General features: G+C 67.1%; 15 protein-coding genes. 10 read left to right on the forward strand and 5 right to left on the reverse strand.

The features are described 5' to 3' along the window. The first annotated feature begins 7 nt into the window (after positions 1 to 7). The 7 genes from ABB29_RS09625 to ABB29_RS09655 all read left to right on the forward strand — a co-directional run bounded on the left by ABB29_RS09625 (position 8) and on the right by ABB29_RS09655 (position 7,493). On the forward strand, positions 8 to 898 hold the full coding sequence (locus ABB29_RS09625; protein ID WP_057658518.1) for an RDD family protein: 891 nt from the start codon (positions 8 to 10) through the stop codon (positions 896 to 898). A 15-nt stretch (positions 899 to 913) separates the two neighbouring features. Then, positions 914 to 2,041 (forward strand): RDD family protein, encoded by a 1,128-nt coding sequence (locus ABB29_RS09630; RefSeq protein WP_057658519.1) that lies wholly within the window; start codon positions 914 to 916, stop codon positions 2,039 to 2,041. Between the two features lie 170 nt (positions 2,042 to 2,211). Continuing rightward, positions 2,212 to 4,791 (forward strand): DNA topoisomerase I, encoded by a 2,580-nt coding sequence (locus ABB29_RS09635; protein ID WP_083487742.1) that lies wholly within the window; start codon positions 2,212 to 2,214, stop codon positions 4,789 to 4,791. A gap of 22 nt (positions 4,792 to 4,813) precedes the next feature. Then, positions 4,814 to 5,377: an L-threonylcarbamoyladenylate synthase type 1 TsaC gene (gene tsaC / locus ABB29_RS09640; RefSeq protein ID WP_057658521.1), complete on the forward strand. Its 564-nt coding sequence runs from the start codon at positions 4,814 to 4,816 to the stop codon at positions 5,375 to 5,377. Positions 5,378 to 5,458: 81 nt separating this feature from the next. Next, on the forward strand, positions 5,459 to 6,052 hold the full coding sequence (locus tag ABB29_RS09645) for a DUF1579 family protein (RefSeq protein WP_083487744.1): 594 nt from the start codon (positions 5,459 to 5,461) through the stop codon (positions 6,050 to 6,052). A 59-nt stretch (positions 6,053 to 6,111) separates the two neighbouring features. Continuing rightward, positions 6,112 to 6,831, forward strand: coding sequence for a hypothetical protein (locus ABB29_RS09650; RefSeq protein ID WP_057658524.1), 720 nt, complete (start codon positions 6,112 to 6,114; stop codon positions 6,829 to 6,831). Next, the gene (locus tag ABB29_RS09655; protein ID WP_245622595.1) at positions 6,816 to 7,493 is read left to right on the forward strand and encodes a DUF4124 domain-containing protein; all 678 of its coding nucleotides are present in this window, start codon (positions 6,816 to 6,818) and stop codon (positions 7,491 to 7,493) included. Before ABB29_RS09650 ends, ABB29_RS09655 begins: the two co-directional genes overlap by 16 nt. Before the next feature lie 30 nt (positions 7,494 to 7,523). Here ABB29_RS09655 and ABB29_RS09660 read toward each other — a convergent pair whose 3' ends face one another. Beyond that, positions 7,524 to 8,300 (reverse strand): SDR family oxidoreductase, encoded by a 777-nt coding sequence (locus tag ABB29_RS09660; protein ID WP_057658528.1) that lies wholly within the window; start codon positions 8,298 to 8,300, stop codon positions 7,524 to 7,526. A gap of 60 nt (positions 8,301 to 8,360) precedes the next feature. Here ABB29_RS09660 and ABB29_RS09665 point away from each other — a divergent pair, with 60 nt between their 5' ends. Next, entirely contained in the window at positions 8,361 to 8,621 is a 261-nt protein-coding gene (locus ABB29_RS09665) for a hypothetical protein (protein WP_057658530.1), read from the forward strand. Positions 8,622 to 8,743: 122 nt separating this feature from the next. Here ABB29_RS09665 and sppA read toward each other — a convergent pair whose 3' ends face one another. Together sppA and ABB29_RS09675 are read right to left on the reverse strand one after the other, a co-directional pair. Next, positions 8,744 to 10,645, reverse strand: coding sequence for a signal peptide peptidase SppA (gene sppA, locus ABB29_RS09670; protein WP_057658532.1), 1,902 nt, complete (start codon positions 10,643 to 10,645; stop codon positions 8,744 to 8,746). 78 nt (positions 10,646 to 10,723) lie between these two features. After that, positions 10,724 to 12,130, reverse strand: a complete 1,407-nt coding sequence (locus ABB29_RS09675) for an MATE family efflux transporter (RefSeq protein ID WP_083487746.1) — start codon at positions 12,128 to 12,130, stop codon at positions 10,724 to 10,726. 102 nt (positions 12,131 to 12,232) lie between these two features. On the opposite strand from ABB29_RS09675, the gene ABB29_RS09680 reads away from it, so the two are divergent. Continuing rightward, positions 12,233 to 13,399, forward strand: a complete 1,167-nt coding sequence (locus ABB29_RS09680; protein ID WP_057658535.1) for a DUF3667 domain-containing protein — start codon at positions 12,233 to 12,235, stop codon at positions 13,397 to 13,399. Between the two features lie 75 nt (positions 13,400 to 13,474). On the opposite strand, the gene ABB29_RS16130 is transcribed toward ABB29_RS09680, so the two are convergent. Both ABB29_RS16130 and ABB29_RS16370 read right to left on the reverse strand, forming a co-directional pair. Further along, positions 13,475 to 14,104, reverse strand: coding sequence for a DUF3106 domain-containing protein (locus ABB29_RS16130; RefSeq protein ID WP_057658536.1), 630 nt, complete (start codon positions 14,102 to 14,104; stop codon positions 13,475 to 13,477). Further along, complete coding sequence (locus ABB29_RS16370) at positions 14,091 to 15,086, reverse strand: hypothetical protein (RefSeq protein WP_057658538.1); 996 nt, start codon at positions 15,084 to 15,086, stop codon at positions 14,091 to 14,093. The genes ABB29_RS16130 and ABB29_RS16370 overlap by 14 nt, the downstream gene beginning before the upstream one ends. A 468-nt stretch (positions 15,087 to 15,554) precedes the next feature. On the opposite strand from ABB29_RS16370, the gene ABB29_RS09695 reads away from it, so the two are divergent. Further along, the gene (locus tag ABB29_RS09695; RefSeq protein WP_057658540.1) at positions 15,555 to 17,759 is read left to right on the forward strand and encodes a primosomal protein N'; all 2,205 of its coding nucleotides are present in this window, start codon (positions 15,555 to 15,557) and stop codon (positions 17,757 to 17,759) included. Positions 17,760 to 17,862 lie beyond the last annotated feature (103 nt).

Genomic DNA, 17,862 nt, shown 5'->3' on the forward strand with positions numbered 1-17,862 from the left:
GATTTGAATGTCGCTTTGGTATTACGTTGATGCACGTGGCCAGCAGAACGGTCCGCTCGACGGCGGCGAGCTGGCCAGTGCCTTCCAGCTGCGGCAGTTGCTGGCCGACACCCTGGTCTGGCGCGATGGCATGGCCGAATGGCTGCCGTTGCAGCAGTGCCTGCACGAGCTGGACCTGTCGTCACCGCCGTCGGCACAGGCGATTGCCAGCGCGGAAGTGGCCAGCGAACCGGGTTCGCCCTACGCGCCACCGCTGTCCTCGGCCGTCAGCCAGCCGCTGGTCATCAGCGGCGACGTGGTGATGGCCGGCTTCTGGCGCCGCTTTGCCGCCGCCAGCATTGATGGCCTGCTGATGTCGGCACTGATGCTGGCGGTGGTACTGGTCGCCCTGCTGGTGATCGGCGGTAGCGCCGCGCTGCGGCCACAGGCGCTGGAGAGCATGAGGGCCGGGATGCTCGGAGTGTTCCTGCTGACCTTCTACGTGCTGCCGATCATCCTCCAGTTCGCCTACTTCAGCTGGATGCAGGCCGGGCCGCGGCAGGCCACCCTGGGCAAGATGGCGGTCGGCATCAAAGTCTGCCGCAGCGACGGCCAGGCGATGACCCTGGGGCGCAGCATCGGCCGCTGGAGCGCCTATTTTTTCCTCAACCTGGCCAGCTGCGGCATCACCAGCCTGGTATCGGCATTCAGTGCCGGCCTCAGCACGCGCAAGCAGGGCGTGCACGACATGATCGTCGACACCCTGGTGGTGGACAAATGGGCGTTCAGCCCGCATCCGGAACGGCAACAGCGGTCGCTGGACAAGGTCACCATCGCGATGATCGCCCTCTGCGTGCTGATGGCGCTCGGCTACATCGGCCTGATCATCGCCGCCGCCACGCTTTCATCCTTCAGATAATCAAGGAAGCCCGACATGACGCAATGGTTTTTTGCAGACGAACTACGCCAGCGGCAAGGCCCGATCGATCAATCGGTGTTGCCGCGGCATTTCCGCGACGGACGGGTAACGCTGGACACGCTGGTGTGGCGCGATGGCATGCCGCAATGGCAGCGGCTGGGTGATTTCGCCGACGAACTGGATCTGCTCGGCAGCGCCGACGCCAGCGGCTTGCCGGCCGCGGCGATCCTGACCCCGGCGCCGCCGGTGCAGCCGGCAGCACCGGCAGCCGAATCGGTGACCGCAATAGAATCCGAAGTGGAGACCGCGCTGGCGCTGGAGCCGGCGCTCACCGCGGCGGCCGAGGCAACGGCCAGCCGGTCAGGCGAACCGGCCCACGCTCCCGCTCCGGCCCCGGTCGCGGCGGCCAGCGGCCACGGTCGCGCGGTGTTCACCGCCCGCGAACCCAGCCAGCAATACGTGCCACCGACCCTGGTCGATGCCGCGGCCACACTGGATACCCCATACGCGCCGCCGCGTGCGTCGATCGCCGCCACCACGGCAGTGGTCAGCGATGGTGAAGTCGTCTATGCCGGCTTCTGGAAGCGGGTGGCGGCCTGCCTGATCGACTCGATCGTCATCACAGTCGCCGGCGGGGTTGTCGGCGCCATCATTGGTGGCCTGATCGGCGCCGGCTTCGGCTTCAATGGCGGCCTCGGCAGTACCGGCATCGGCATCATCCAGATCGTCTCCAACCTGGTATCGATCAGCATGGCGGCGCTGTACTACGCCTGGTTCCACTCCTCGGCCAACCTGGCCACCCTGGGCAAGATGGCGATCGGCATCAAGGTGGTGCGCAGCAATGGCGAACCGATCAGTTTCCTGCGTGGCATCGGTCGCTACTTCGGTTATCTGCTCAGCTGCCTGGTGTTCTACATCGGCGTGATCATGGCCGGGCTGACCGAGCGCAAGCGTGCCCTGCACGACATGCTGTGCGACACGGTGGTGGTCGATAAATGGGCCTTCACGCGCTATCCGGAGCGCCAGCGCCACGAGCTGGGCACGGTGACGGTGGTAATTCTGGTACTGGGCGCGCTGCTGGTGGTGGGCTCGATTATCCTGTTCGGCGCGGTGATTTTCGCCCTGCTCGGCGCCTACAGTTAGCCCTCGCCGCCGCCGCCGGCGCTTGACAGCGGGGCAGCGGCGTGATTCCACTATAAATAGCAAAGCTGAACGCCCGGGGCCGCGACCCTGGGCGTCGGCTTCTCTGCCATTGCCTTTTGCGTCACCCTAGCCGGCCCCCGGGCCGCGTTGTCGCCCTTTCAGAATCTGACATGCCCAAGCACCTGCTTATCGTCGAGTCGCCCGCCAAGGCCAAGACGATCAATAAATACCTCGGCAAGGATTTCCACGTCCTGGCTTCCTATGGCCATGTCCGTGATTTGATACCCAAGGAAGGCGCGGTCGACCCCGAGCAGGGTTTTGCCATGTCCTACGCGCTGATCGAGAAGAACGAAAAGCACGTCGAAGCCATCGCCAAGGCGGCCAAGGCCTCCGATGACATCTTCCTGGCCACCGACCCGGATCGCGAAGGCGAGGCGATCAGCTGGCATATTGCGGAAATCCTGCGCGAACGTGGACTGCTGAAGGACAAACCGCTGCACCGGGTGGTGTTCACCGAAATCACCCCGCGTGCGATCAAGGAGGCAATGACCCAGCCGCGGCAGATTGCCGGCGACCTGGTCGACGCCCAGCAGGCGCGACGGGCACTGGATTACCTGGTCGGCTTCAATCTGTCGCCGGTGTTGTGGCGCAAGGTCCAGCGCGGGCTGTCGGCCGGCCGCGTGCAGTCACCGGCACTGCGCATGATCGTCGAGCGCGAGGAAGAAATCGAAGCCTTCATCGCCCGCGAATACTGGTCCATCGGCGCCGCCGTGGCGCATCCCTCGCAGCCGTTCGCGGCCAAGCTCAACAAGCTGGACGGGGCCAAGTTCGAACAGTTCACCATCACCGACGGCGAGTCCGCCGAGGCCGCGCGCCTGCGCATCCAGCAGGCCGCGCAGGGCAGCCTGCATGTCACCGACGTCGCCAGCAAGGAACGCAAGCGCCGCCCCGCGCCACCGTTCACCACCTCCACGCTGCAGCAGGAAGCCTCGCGCAAGCTCGGCTTCACCACCCGCAAGACCATGCAGCTGGCGCAGAAACTGTATGAAGGCGTGGCCATCGGCGACGAAGGCACGGTCGGCCTGATCACCTACATGCGTACCGACTCGGTCAGCCTGTCGCAGGATGCGCTGGGTGAAATCCGTGACGTGATCGCCCGCGACTACGGCACCGCATCGGTGCCTGACAAGCCCAATGTCTACCAGACCAAGTCCAAGAACGCCCAGGAAGCCCACGAAGCAGTGCGCCCGACCAGTGCGCTGCGCACGCCGGCGCAGGTCGCCAGGTACCTGGAAGACGACAGCCGCAAGCTGTACGACCTGATCTGGAAGCGCGCCGTGGCCAGCCAGATGGTGCCGGCCACGCTCAACACGGTCAGCGTCGATCTGGCCGCCGGCAGCGAGCACAGCTTCCGCGCCAGCGGCACCACGGTGGTGTTCGCCGGCTTCCTGGCGGTCTACGAGGAAGGCAAGGACACCAAGACCGCCGATGACGAAGACGAAGGCCGCAAGCTGCCGGCGATGAAGGTCGGCGACCGCATCCCGCTGGACCGCGTCCACGCCGACCAGCACTTCACCCAGCCGCCACCGCGCTTTACCGAAGCGGCACTGGTCAAGGCGCTGGAAGAATATGGCATCGGCCGGCCGTCGACCTACGCCTCGATCATCCAGACCCTGCTGTTCCGCAAATACGTGGAAATGGAAGGCCGCGCATTCAAGCCCAGCGATGTCGGCCGCGCGGTGTCCAAGTTCCTGTCCAGCCACTTCACCCAGTACGTCGATTACGACTTCACCGCCCGGATGGAAGACGAGCTGGATGCGGTCAGCCGTGGCGAAGAGGAATGGGTGCCGTTGATGGAGAAGTTCTGGGGCCCGTTCAAGGAACTGGTCGAGGACAAGAAGGAATCGGTCGATCGCTCCGAAGCCACCGGCGCGCGCGAACTCGGTACCGACCCCAAGACCGGCAAGCCGGTCAGCGTGCGACTAGGCCGGTTCGGGCCCTACGCGGCCATCGGCAGCACCGCCGAGGACGCCGAGGACAAGCCCAAGTTCGCCTCGCTGCGACCGGGCCAGAGCATGCACACGATCAGCCTGGAAGACGCGCTGGAGCTGTTCCTGATGCCGCGTGCGCTGGGTCAGGACAAGGGCGAGGACGTCAGTGTCGGCATCGGCCGTTTTGGCCCGTTCGCCAAGCGTGGCAGCACCTACGCCAGCCTGAAGAAAGAAGACGACCCGTACAAGATTGATCTGGCGCGGGCGGTGTTCCTGATCGAGGAAAAGGAAGAAATCGCCCGCAACCGCATCATCAAGGAATTCGACGGCAGCGACATCCAGGTGTTGAACGGCCGCTTCGGTCCCTACATCAGCGATGGCAAGCTCAACGGCAAGATTCCCAAGGATCGCGAACCGGCCTCGCTGACCCTGGCCGAAGTGACCCAGCTGCTGGAAGAAACCGGCAAGCCGGTGCGCAAGGGCTTTGGCAAGAAGGCAGCCAAGAAAACCACTGCCAAGAGCAGCACGGTCAAGAAGGAAGCGGCGCCGAAGAAAACCGCGGCCAGGAAAGCCGCCAAGAAGACCGCGAAGAAAGCCAGCAAGAAGGTCGCCAAAAAAGCAGTCAAGAAGACCAGCACTAAAACCACGGCCACCGTCGCCGAACCCGCGCAGTCGCTGCTGACCCCCAAGCCCAATGCCCAGCTCGGCAAGAAGCGGGTGGCCAAGAAGTCGGCTGACGGTGACGACGCACCGTTCTGAGTGATCCGGACAGGGGGATGCGATGAAAACCGAACTGGACATCGCCTCCGCCGCCGCCCTGCTGCACGGCGGCGGCGTGCTGGCCTACCCGACCGAAGCGGTCTGGGGACTGGGTTGCGACCCGCTCAACCAACGCTCGGTCGAGCGTCTGCTGGCAATCAAGCAACGGCCGGTGGAAAAAGGCCTGATCCTGATTGCCGCCAGCCACAGCCAACTGCGTGAACTGGTCGATTTTGACGCCCTGCCGGCGCCGCGCCTGAGCGAAGTGCGCGCCAGCTGGCCGGGGCCGCACACCTGGGTGGTGCCGGCCAGCCGCCAGACCCCCGGCTGGATCACCGGCCAGCATGCCAGCGTCGCGGTCCGGGTCAGCGCCCATCCGACCGTGGTGGCCCTGTGCCAGGCCTTTGGCGCGCCCCTGGTTTCGACCAGCGCCAACCTCAGCGGCCAGCCGGCGGTGGCCTCGCGCGAGCTGCTGGATCCGCAACTGCAGTCATTGCTGGATGGCATCGTGCCCGGCCACACCGGCGAACTGACCCGGCCGACGCCGATCCGCGACGCGCTCAGCGGACTGCAACTGCGCGAGTAAACGTTTCGCGTGCATCGCGGCCGCCACAGGCATAGCATCGCGCTACCCCCGCCTGCCGTGGTTCGACCAACTGGAGGCATCATGAAACGCATTACGATGCGGCGCCTGCGCGCCGTCGTGCTGTATTCCCTGTTGTCTGCGGTGACCGCCAGCCTGCTGCTGGCGAAGGCCGGCCAGGCCCAGGCCCTGCCCTCACCCGCCGACCCCGCCCGCCAGGCGGCGATGGACGCCTGGCAGGCCGCGGCGACAGCGGGTGCGCAGCACCGGCAACTGGCCGAACACTTCGTCGGCCAATGGCAGGCCACCCTCAACGCCACCGGCGAGGCCATTCTCGGCGGCCGCCAGATCCGTACCGTCTACACCGGCAGCATGATGGGCGCGCCGTTCGAAGGCATCAGCCTGAGCGGCTATGACAACGTCAGCCGCCAGTACACATCCGTCTGGCAGGACAACATGTCGACCGGCAGCTACCTGACCGAGGGCGACTACGACCCGGCCAGCCGCAGCTATCAGTACCGCGGCCAGTGGCCGGACCCGCTGCAGGCCGGCACGCTGGTCCAGGTGCGCGAAACCCTGCGCGTCGTCGATGCCGACCACCACGTGTTGGACATGCATGAAACCCGCGCCGGCAAGGAGGTCCACGTCATGCGCATCGAGTTCACCCGCATCCGCTGATCGGCGCCGGCGCGGGAGCGGGCATTGTCTGCCCGGCCGATCCCGCGCATCATGCAGCCATGTCACGTTTGTCACGGCCCTGCCTGCTGTCATCCGCGCTGCTCCCATGCGCGCTGCTGGCGTGCGCAGCGCTGTCGTCATGGCCGCTGGCGGCGCAGGCGCCTGACAGTGATCAGGTCACCATCTACCGCTGCATCGGCTCCGAGGGCCGCATCAGCCTGCAGGACGCGCCCTGCGATCCCGGCCAGCGACAACAGGCGCGGGCGATGCAGCGACCGCAGGACCCACCCCCCGTCATCGCCCCCATCGAGCCAGCGGCAACCACCGCGCCGCCGGCACCGGCGCCGGCGGTGCGGGTGGTCCAGGCCACCCCGCCGCGACCGATGTACGAATGCGCCACCCCCGACGGCGAGCTGTATACCAGTGACAGCGGCGAAGGCAATCCGCGCTGGGTGCCCCTGTGGACCCTCGGCTACCCCTACGGCTGGCGCGGTGGCGGCGGCGGACGTGGCGGCGGCGGTGGCCGGCCACCCGCACCGGGCGGCGGCCACGGCGGGTACAGCGGCGGCACGGCCGGGCTGGTGGTGCCGACCGGTGGCAGCTGGGTGCGCGACGAATGCCATGCCCTGCCGCAAGCCGAAGTGTGCGCGCGGCTGGCCGACCGGCGTTACGAAATCCTGCGCCGGTACAACAGCGTGATGCCCAGCGAACGACGCCAGCTTGAGCTGGAACAACGCGGCATCGACGCCCGCATGAACAACGATTGTGGTGGACCCTGATGACGCTGGCCCGGATGTTGCTGCCCTGCCTGCTGTGCCTGTCGGCCCAGGCAGTGGCCGAAGACGTGGTGTTCTATCGCTGTACCGACGCCAGTGGCGCGCTGACCCTGCAGAACATGCCGTGCCCGAAAGGCGCGCGCGAGGAAAAGCGGGTCATGGAAGGAGTGATGACGGTACCGATGGCGAGCACCCCCAGCGCTCCCGCAGCGCCCGCCACGGTGGCCGCAGCCTCGCCTGACCCCGTGCCGCCGGCGGCGGCGGCAAGCGCGCCGACCACGCCAGCGCAACCGGCACTGCCCGCGATCGCCGATGCCGATCGCCTGCCGCCGCCGCTGCTGTACCAGTGCACCACTTACGACCGCGACAGCTACCTCAGCGAGGATGGCGAGCCGGCATCGCGCTGCGTGCCGTTGCAGACCGTCGGCCTGGATGGCAATCCGCAGGGCGGCGCCGGCCAGGCCTGCGAAGTCCGCCGCGATACCTGCGCACGGGTACCCGACGGCGCGTTGTGCGATGCCTGGAAAAAGCGCCGTGACGAGACTGAAGTGGCCTGGCGTTTCGCCCGCCCCGAGCACAAGCAGAAGAACCAGGAAGAGTTCGACCGGGTCAACCGCATCGTCACCCTGAGCACCTGCGGCATGGCCGCACCCGCTACGCCCTGAGCGACGCCTTGCGCCACGGCGCGACCGTGATCAGAAGCCGTAACGCAGGAACCCGCCGTCAACGGCGATGCATTCGCCGGTGACGTAACTGGCCGCCGGCAGGCACAGGAAAGCGACCGCGCCGGCGACTTCTTCCGGCTCGCCGATGCGGCCCATCGGCGTGCGCGCGATCACTTCATCGTAGTAGTCCGGATCCGACAACGGGCCCGAGGTGCGGCGGGTGCGGATGTACCACGGCGCCACCGAATTGACCCGGATCCCGTCCTCGGCCCATTCGGCCGCCAGGTTGCGGGTCAGCTGGTGCAGCGCCGCCTTGGTCATGCCATACGGCGCGCCACTGCGCACCGCGGTCAGCCCGGACACGCTGCCAACGTTGACCACGCTGGACGCTGCATGCCGGGTCAACAGCGGATACGCGTAGCGCGACAGTTCGAAGGCCGAAAACAGATTGGTCTCGAAAATATCGCGCCACTCGGCTTCGGCATATTCGATGGCGGCGCGGGTGATGTTGCCACCGGCGTTGTTGACCAGGATGTTGAGCCCGTCGGCATGATCCTCGGCCCAGTCGAGGATCGCGCGCCGGTCCTCGTCGCTGGCGACATCGGCAGCCAGGGTGGCGACTTCGCGATCCGGGAACTGCTCGCGCAGTTCCTCGCTGGCCTGCTCCAGCGCATCGGCGCCGCGCGCCACCAGCAGGGTATCGGCGCCCAGCCCGAGCAGCTCGCGGGCGATGGCCAGGCCGATGCCGGCACTGGCGCCGGTCACCAGCGCCACCTGTCCGTCCAGTCGCCAACGTTGGTTGCTCACGTCACTGCCTCCTTCCTGTAACGTTTAGGATAGCCGCAACCCGTGCATGAGGTGGATCCGATGAATCTGTTGCCGCGCCTGTCCCTGCCGTTGCTGTTGGCCGCCAGTGCCTGCCAGCCGAAGCCACCACCGACCGAACAGCCGCCCGAACCACAGGCCAGCGCCGCCGCCGCGCAGCCAGCCAGCACCACGCAGGCCAACACCCAGATGCGCGATGCGATCCAGGCACCGCTGGACAAGGCACGCGCGGTGCAGACCACGCTGCAGGAAAGCGCCGATCAGCAGCGCGCCGCCATCGATCAACAGGAACAGCAGCTGTAAGCCAGAGCCTTTGGTGCCGCGCGCGCCCAGCGCCGGGGGGCGAACACCCGGCATGAAAAAGCCACCTCGTCGCCGAGGTGGCTTTGCTCATCCAGCGACAGCGCGGTGACCGGCTGCCGTGTTTACCAACCGCACATGCAGTAGGCCAGGGTCTTGACCGGGGCGCCGTTGCCGGTCCTGGTCGCGTCCTCGACGAACTTCAGCTGCTGCTCGACCTGCGGCAGGCGCTGCGCGACCAGCGCCCGCGCCAGATCCGAGTCCTTCAGCATCAGGCTGCCGACGCGACTGCTGGCAAAGCCACGCATGAACTGCTCGAACGGTGACACCACCGGTTCGACATAACGCACCCGGTATTTGTCCGGGCTGCCCAGCTTGGCCCGGCGGGCCGCATCGGCCAGCGCCTCCTGCATGCCGCCCAGCTCATCGACCAGACCGCGGTCCTTGGCCTGGGCACCGCTCCAGACCCGGCCACGGGCGACTTCATCGATCGCTTCGACCGACTTGTTGCGCGCCTGCGCGACCTTGCCGGTGAAATCGGCATAGCCTTTGTTGATCACCGACTGGATGATCTGGCCCACCGCCGGATCCAGCGGCCGGGTGATGTCGAAGGCACCGGCAAAACGGGTGGTGCCGACGCCATCGGTATGCACGCCGATCTTGTCCAGGGTGCGATCGATGGTCGGAATCATGCCGAAGATGCCAATCGAACCCGTGATGGTCGACGGGTCGGCGTAGATCCGATCCGCATTCATCGAAATCCAGTAACCACCGGAGGCCGCCAGATCGCCCATCGACACCACCACCGGCTTGCCGGCCTGCTTGAGCGCGGCGACTTCGCGGCGGATCTGCTCGGACGCAAACACCGCGCCGCCGGGTGAATCCACCCGCAGCACCACGGCCTTGACGTCGTCGTCGTCGCGCGCTTCGCGCAACAGCGCCGCGGTCGACACGCCACCAATCTTGCCAGGCGGCTGTTCGCCATCGGTGATCTCGCCTTCGGCCACCACCACCGCGACCTGCGGACGGTTGTCGATCGGCAGCAACTTGCTGTCCAGGTGCAGCAGGTAGTCATCCAGCGAGATGGCGCGGAAACCGTAATCCGAATCCTCGTCCTTGACCCCGCGTTCGGCCAGCAGCTGGTCGACCTGTTCTTCGGTCTTCAGCCCGTCGACCAGCTTCTGCTGCAGGGCGTACTTGGCCAGATCGCCACCGGCGGCGGCCACGCCTTCGGGCATGGTGTCGATGCCGGCAGCCAGTTGTTCCGGGCTCAGCTTGCGGGCCTTGGCGATGTCGGCCAGGAAGCGCTGCCAGACATCACCCATCCAGTACAGGTCGGCTTCCTTGGCTTCCGGCGAGGCGGCGTCGAGCACGTATGGTTCGACCGCCGACTTGTACTCGCCGACCTTGAACACGTGCACGTCGACGCCGAGCTTGTCCTGCAGGCCTTCGCGGAAGAACTGGTGGTAACGGCCGAGGCCTTCCAGGACCAGGCTGCCCATCGGATCCAGATACACCTCGTTGGCCTGCGAGGCCATCAGGTACTGGCTCTGGTTGAGGTTTTCACCAAACGCGACCACCTGCTTGCCGGAGGCGCGCAGTTTGGCGATGGCCGCGCCGATTTCGCGCAGCGAGGCGTAGCCACTGGGTTGCAGGCGGTCCAGGCGCAGCAGCACGCGTTCGACGTGCTTGTCCTTGCCGGCCGCATCCAGCGCGCGCAGCAGGTCCCGCAATTGCAGTTCGGCGGCACTGCGGTCACCCACCGCCTTGGCCAGCGAACGCAGCGCCGGATCCGATGTGTACTGTTCGACCAGGCGCGCTTCCGGCGCGATCACCAGCGTGGTCCGATCCAGCAGCGGCTTGGTGCCGGCGCCACTGCTGCCGACCACCGCCACCAGGATCAGCAGCGCGACCAGCAACAGGCCGAAAAACAGGATATTGAGGATCAGCCTGCGCGTGAAATTCATCACGTCCCAAAGGCCGACGAAAAAAGCGGCAATCGGGCCGCGACGTACAGGTTGATTCATGGGTGACCTCCAAGTCTGCGCCCAGCTTAGCGGCCGTGGAGCACATTTTCATGCCCCTTAAGTCATTGCGCCGGGTTTTTATCGTGGGATGTCGGCCGCCAGTTCGGCGACGCGGGTGTCGTCCGGGGCGAACTGCTGCCAGCGCCGGCTGCTGCGCTGGAAGCGGATCGCCAGCAGGATCGAGGCGGTGGTCAGGCCCAGGATCAGCCCCATCCACATGCCTTTCGGTCCCCAGCCCAGGCCCAGTCCGAGACCGGCGCCCAGCGGCATGCCCAGGCCCCAGTAGGACAGCGCCGCCAGCCACATCGGCACCCGCGTGTCCTTCAGCCCGCGCAGCGCGCCGGCGGAAAGCACCTGGATGCCGTCGGGCAACTGGAACACCGCCGCGAACAACAGCAGGCTGCCGGCCAGCGTCGCCACCGCGACATCATCGGTATACAACGACACCACCGCCTCGTGGCCCAGCACCAGCGCGGTGGCCGACACCAGTTGGGTGCCGAGTACGATCAGGTAACCGGCATAGGCGGCCCGGCGGATTGCCTGGGTATCGCGCTGGCCGACCGCGCGGCCGACACGCACGGTGGTCGCTTCGGCCATCCCCATCGGCACCATGAAGCACAGCGCCGACACGTTGACCGCAATCTGGTGGGCGGCCGCCGGCACCACGCCGAGCCGCGAAATCAGCAACGCGGTGACGATGAACAGACTGCCTTCCATGAACACGGTGATGCCGATCGGCAGGCCGGTCTTCAGCAGCTGCCTGATCGGCGCCCAGCGCGGCGGCTCGAAATGCGAAAACAGGCCGAGCGCGGCAAAGCGCCTGGCCCGCCACAGATACAGCGCAAAGCTCAGCGCCTGCAGCCACATGGTGATCGCCGAGGCCACGCCCAGTCCGGCCGCGCCCATTTCCGGGAAGCCCAGCTTGCCGAAGGTCAGTACATAGCCGACCGGTGCCAGCACCAGCAGGCCGCCGAAGCCCAGCACCATCGCCGGCAGCGTCCAGTGCGTACCTTCGCTCAGGTAGCGCATGCAGAAGTACAACGTCAGCGCCGGTACGCCCCAGCGGATCGCATGCAGGAACTCGCGCGCGCCGGGAATGATGTCGGCGGCCACGCCGAAAGACGGCAACAGATACGGCGCCAGCGTCAGGAACAGGAACATCAACGCACCGATGCCCAGCGACAGCCACAGCGCCTGCCGGAACAGTGGCGCGATTTCGCTTTGGCGGCGCGCGCCATCGAGCTGCGACACCGAGGCGGTCAGCGAGATCAGGGTGCCGATCGGCACCATCATCGGCAACCACAACAACGCGGTGCCAACGGTGACCGAGGCCAGCGTCTGGGTGCTGTGGTGACCGGCGATGACATTGTCGACAAAGCCGATCAGGCCGGCCGAGACATGGCCCAGCACCAACGGCAATGCCAGCGTGCCCGTGGCGCGCACTTCGTCGACGAAGCGCGGGGGCGACGACAGGATGGAAGACATGGATTTCACGATGCGGACTACGGTCGCGCGGATTCGCGCTGGCACCGGGTCTAAGCAGGCGGGTATCTTACCCGTTCACATTGGCCCGAGCCCCAACCGCAGATGACCCGCACCCACGCCGACCATCCCGTTGCTTGCGAAAACTGCCAGACCCCATTGCAAGGCGATTACTGCTACCGCTGCGGACAATCCGCGCACAATCCGCTGCGCCACACCGGCCATGCGCTGGAAGAAGTGTTCGAATCGTTCTGGCATCTGGATGGGCGGGTATTCCGCACCCTGCGCGATCTGCTGTCGCCCGGACGTGCCGCCATCAATTACCTCGCCGGCCATCGCGTGCGTTACATCCCACCGTTGCGGATGTTCGTGATCCTCAGCCTGTTGACGTTCTTCATCGGCAAGCTGGGCGTGCACGCTGACAGCACGCTGCCGGGCAATGCGCAGAACACGTTCGGCAACATGCAGACCATCGAGCAGGTCGAGCGCGAGCGTGACCGCCTGCTGGCCGAACTGGACAAGGCCCGCGAGGACGCGCGCAGCGGTACCGCCGTGCCCGGCGTGGATCCAGCATTGATCGCGGCGCAGGTGCGGATACGCGGCGAAGCCAACAATCGCATCACCGAACTGCGCAAGGCGCGTGGTGGTGAGGCAGCTGCCGGTAGTGCGGAAAGCCATGCCACCGATCCGGTCGCCACGCGCGGGCAGCTGTTCTCCACCGATTCGCAGGTCTGGGATCCCGAGACCTCCGCGCCGAAGATTGACGGCGCACCGGGCTTCATCAACCAGTGGCTGAAGGACAAGACGCGCGTCGGCCACGAGAATCTGCAGCGCATGCAGAACGATCCGGCGATGCTGGTGAAGTGGATCATGACCTCGATCCCGACTGCGTTGTTCGTGCTGGTGCCGGTGTTCGCGCTGTTGCTGAAGCTGGCGTATGTGTTCAAGCGCCGCGGTTACCTGGAACACCTGGTCATCGCGCTGTACAGCCATTGCTACATATTGATGGTGCTGGCGCTGATATTCGCGACCGCCGGGCTGGGCTCGCTGCTGGCCGTGCATGCGCCGTGGGTCAGCACGCTGTCGACGCTCGTGATCATCGGCCTGTCGCTATGGATTCCGGTCTATCTGCTGCTGATGCAGAAGCGGGTCTACCAGCAGGGCTGGCCGATGACGCTGGTCAAATACCTCATCGTCGGCTACATCTACTGCGTGCTGCTGATGCTGGTGGTGTCGCTGGTGATGATCAACACCCTGGGCTCGCACTTCTGATCCACTGCCGGCACCGGCGACGCGGCGCCGGTTGAGCGGCGCTCGCTCAATGCGCGTTGGAATGGCGCCCGCTGATCACTGCTGGCGCCGCTGCTGCAACCAGGCGGCGCGGTTGGCCGGCGCCACCTGCAACAGTTCCGTGCGGAAAGCATCGCGTTGCTGCGGCGGAATCCGCTGCGCCAACACCGCCAGGTCATCGCGCGCTTCCGGCCCCAGTTGCCGCAACAGGGTCAAACAGGCCTCGCGTTGCGCCGCCGGCACGTAGCCGAACAGGGCATGCAGGCGCGGATAATCCGCGCCCAGCGTCGGCCCCAGCCGCCAGCCACGCTTGTGCATCTGATCCTGCATCTGGAACTGCGTTCGCAGCGCCATCTGTTCTTCCGTCGGCAGTGCCGCGACCTCATTGGCGGCTTCGGCCAACTGGCTGCGTTCGCTCGCGCTCAGTTGCTGCCAGGCGCGGTAACGCGCACGCAGGTCTTCGCGCTCGGCCAGCGGCAGCGCCGACCAGGCGCCGTCGCTCTGGGCGACGCCGGTACCGGCCGCCGGTGCCGGCGTCGATTCGTCCAGCGCCGCCGGCATCGCCGGCACGGTGCCCGACGGCGCACTGGAGGACTGCGCGCCGACCATGCTCGACAGCATCAACGCGGCGACGCTGCCGGCGATCACGCACAGCAAGGCGCCCAGACGGGCATCAACGCGCCGCATTGGCCTGCTCCTGATGGTTGGGGTCCGATGGCTGCTGCCCATGCGTGGACCGATACCAGGCCAGGAAGTCGGCCTGGCGGGCCAGTGCCGCCTGATCCGGCGGCAGCCGCCAGTCGCCGTCGTCGGCCGCGCCGGCGGCGGTCGCTGCGCGCACTGCCGGCTCGTCCGCCGGGGGCAGATCTTCGATGTCGATTGCCGGGGTCGGCGCCAGCGCGGCGGTGCCGTTTTCCCAGGCATCGGCCAGCGCCGGTGGCGGCGGCGCTGGCGGCGCCGATCGCGATGGCCAGTAAAAGGTAGCGACCAGACCGGCCGCGCACAGCAGCAACACCGCCGCCGCCCACCAGCGCCGGCGATGACCGCGAGCAGTAGCGGCGGCAGGTCGCCGGCGCTCATCGGCCCGCGCCTTCAACGCCGGGCCACGTTCGACCGGCTGGCCGGCCAGTGCGCTCTCGCGCAGCCGTGCCAGCGCCGCCAGCCGCTCGGGCGGCAGCTCGCGCAGTTGCTGTTGCAGGGTTTCGGCCAGTTGCCGCCAGCCGCTCGCATCCGGTTGCCCGTCCGGCAGACGCGGACACGCCGCGGCCAGCGCCTGCTGGTAGTCAGCGGCAGCGAGCCCCAGTGCCTGCGCCGCCTGTGCTTCGTCCAGTCCGGCCACCAGCCGCAGCAACAGCGCCAGCCGGTCGCTGGCGTGCAGCCCGGCCAGATGGGTGGCCGGTGGCTGGGTCCACAACGGGGCGGGCGGCTTGGCCGGCACCTCCTGGCGCAGGCCCGGCACCGCCGCCAGCAGCCGCCAGAAGCGCTGCGGCCAGTCGGCCAGCGGTTGCTCGCCAGCCTGGCGGCTGAAGGCACGCATGGCCGCCGACACGGCCTGGTCACCGCCAGCCTGGTTGCCCACCTGCAGCCCGGCAAGCAGGCTGGCGCGGCGTTCGACCCCGCGCAGGAACGCACTGACGGCCGGTGGCGAACCGGTGGACTTTTCAGCCATGGAATTTACTGCTCATGGCCCAAATCATAGCCTTCCCGGAGTCACCTTTAGCAGCTTGACAGCGCCGTCAAATCTGCTCTCCCAATCGCCACAAGGGTTTACGCCAAAATATGTTGTGCACAGCGGTCACCGGATCGTCATGTCTTCAGGCAACACCCCCGCCGGGGTCTCTGTTGCAATCGTGTTTCACGCTTATCTTGTTGATATTGCTGACAAATATCAGCGTGGCGTTTTTTTCGCCAACCTGACTCGGAGGCTTGTATTGGTGTGCATATGCCGTGAAGCACGACCGCCATGCACAGATTTATCCACAGCAAGTGTGGATAAACCCGAATCCCTTTGTGGCACAACCATTTGCGTGATCTTCGTCACGGCCCCCGCTAGCAACAGTGCGCAACTTGGGCGGGCGCCGACGCCGCTTGCCCGGCCCGCTAAACTGCACCCCACTTTGTCTGCCGCGATCGCCCCTTGCGCCTGAAAGTCGCCCTCCCCGTGCCGCTGCCGCAGGCCTTCGACTACGCCCCGCCGCCGGGTACGCCGACGCCGGTCGCCGCCGACGTCGGCCGCCGGCTGCGGGTGCCGTTCGGCCCGCGGGACCTGGTCGGGGTGGTGGTCGCGGTTGCCGACGCCGCGGATGCGGCCGACGCGGTCGACAGCAGCGCGCTGCGCCATGCCCACGCCTGGCTGGACCAGACGCCGCTGTTGCAGGGCGAGCTGCTGGCCTCGCTGCGCTGGCTGGCCCGCTACACCCACGCGCCGCTGGGCGAGGTCATCGCCACCGCGCTGCCGACCCTGCTGCGACAGGGCGAGCCGTTGCCATCCACCGCCAGCTGGGGCTGGCGGCTGACCGAGCTGGGCCAGCAGCAGCGCAGCCGACTGCGTGAAGGCAGCAAGCCGCGGCAGCTGGCCGATGCGCTGCAGGCCGACGCGGTTGACGAGGAGCTGCTGGACGTCCTGCATCCGGGCTGGCGGAGCGCCGCCCGCAGCCTGGCCAAGCGCGATCTGGCCGAGCGCATCGAACTGGCCGCCGACGCCAGCGTGCCGGCGCCGCAGCCGGGACCGGCATTGAACGAGGACCAGCGCCGCGCCGTCGATGCGGTGCTGGCCAGCGACGGCTTCTCCCCGTTCCTGCTCGACGGGGTAACCGGCAGCGGCAAGACCGAGGTCTACCTGCAACTGATCGCCGACTGCCTGCAACGCGGCAAACAGGCGCTGGTGCTGGTGCCGGAAATCGGCCTGACACCGCAGACGCTGGGCCGCTTCAGCGCGCGCCTGGGGGTGCCGGTGCATGCCTTGCATTCGGGCCTCAACGACGGCGAACGTGCGCGCACCTGGGCCGCATGCCTGCGCGGCGAGGCGCGGGTGGTGGTCGGCACCCGCTCGGCGATCTTCTGCCCATTGCCTGAGCCGGGTCTGATTGTCGTCGACGAAGAACATGACGGCAGCTACAAGCAGCAGGACGGCATCCGCTACCACGCCCGCGATTTCGCCCTGGTCCGCGCCAAGGCCCTGGACATCCCGGTGCTGCTGGGCAGCGCCACACCGTCGCTGGAAACCCTGCACAACGCCGACAGCGGCCGTTACCTGACCCTGCGCCTGCCGCAGCGGGCCGGCAACGCACAGCCGCCCAGCGTGCGTGTGATCGATGCGCGCAAGCGGCTGCTGGAAGGCGGCCTGCTGCCGGAAACCCTGCAGCAGATCCGCCGCACCGTCGATGCCGGCGGCCAGGTGCTGGTGTTCAAGAACCGCCGCGGCTACGCGCCGGTGCTGCTGTGCCATGACTGCGGCTGGAGCGCGCACTGCAAGCGCTGCAGCACCGAGCAGCAGCTGACCCCGATGACCGTGCATGCCGGCGGCCGACGCCTGCAATGCCACCATTGCGGCGCCCGCCAGCCGACCCCGCCGGCCTGCCCGGATTGCGGTGGCCTGGCGCTGCAACCGCAGGGCATCGGCACCGAACGGCTGGAAGAAGTGCTGGGCGAGAAATTCAGCGACATACCGATTTTCCGCATCGACCGCAGTACCACCCAGCGTCGCGATGCGTTGGCCAAACAATTGCAGGCGATCGGTGATCAGCCCGGTATTCTGATCGGTACCCAGATACTGGCCAAAGGCCACGACCTGCCACAGCTGACACTGGTGGTGGTGGTCGGTGTCGATGAAGGATTGTTTTCCGCCGATTTCCGTGCCGGCGAGAAACTCGCGCAATTATTGATCCAGGTCGCCGGTCGCGCCGGTCGCGCACTCAAACCCGGCCAGGTCTGGCTGCAGACCCACCACCCGGATCACCCGTTGCTGACAACGCTGATCAACGGTGGTTATCACGCCTTTGCACGGCAGGAAAAGCAGCAACGCGAGCTGGCGGGTTTTCCGCCGTTCGGACACCTGGCACTGATGCGCGCCGAAGCCAAACATATCGACACCGCCCGCGAATTCCTGCAGGCCGCGCGCCATGCACTGGGCCAGTCCGACACCACCCTGGAAATCCAGGGCCCCCTGCCCGCCCCCATGCCCCGCCGCGCCGGCTTCCACCGCGCCCAACTACTACTCAGCGCCCCCCAGCGCCGCGACCTGCATCGCCGCCTCGATGAAGCCCTGCCCCGGATCCCGGCACTACTGGAAGCACGCAAAGTGCGCTGGTCGCTGGATGTGGATCCGGTGGATTTGTATTGAGGGGCGCTTGGCGAGTAGGCCTGGGTTAGTTTTGGGTTGTCGGTTGGGGGCACTCAACTGCAGCGGTGCGGATGCTTGGCTTCAAGACTGCGGAGAGCGTGTT

This window comes from Pseudoxanthomonas dokdonensis, assembly GCF_001431405.1.
Taxonomy (GTDB): Bacteria; Pseudomonadota; Gammaproteobacteria; order Xanthomonadales; family Xanthomonadaceae; genus Pseudoxanthomonas_A; species Pseudoxanthomonas_A dokdonensis.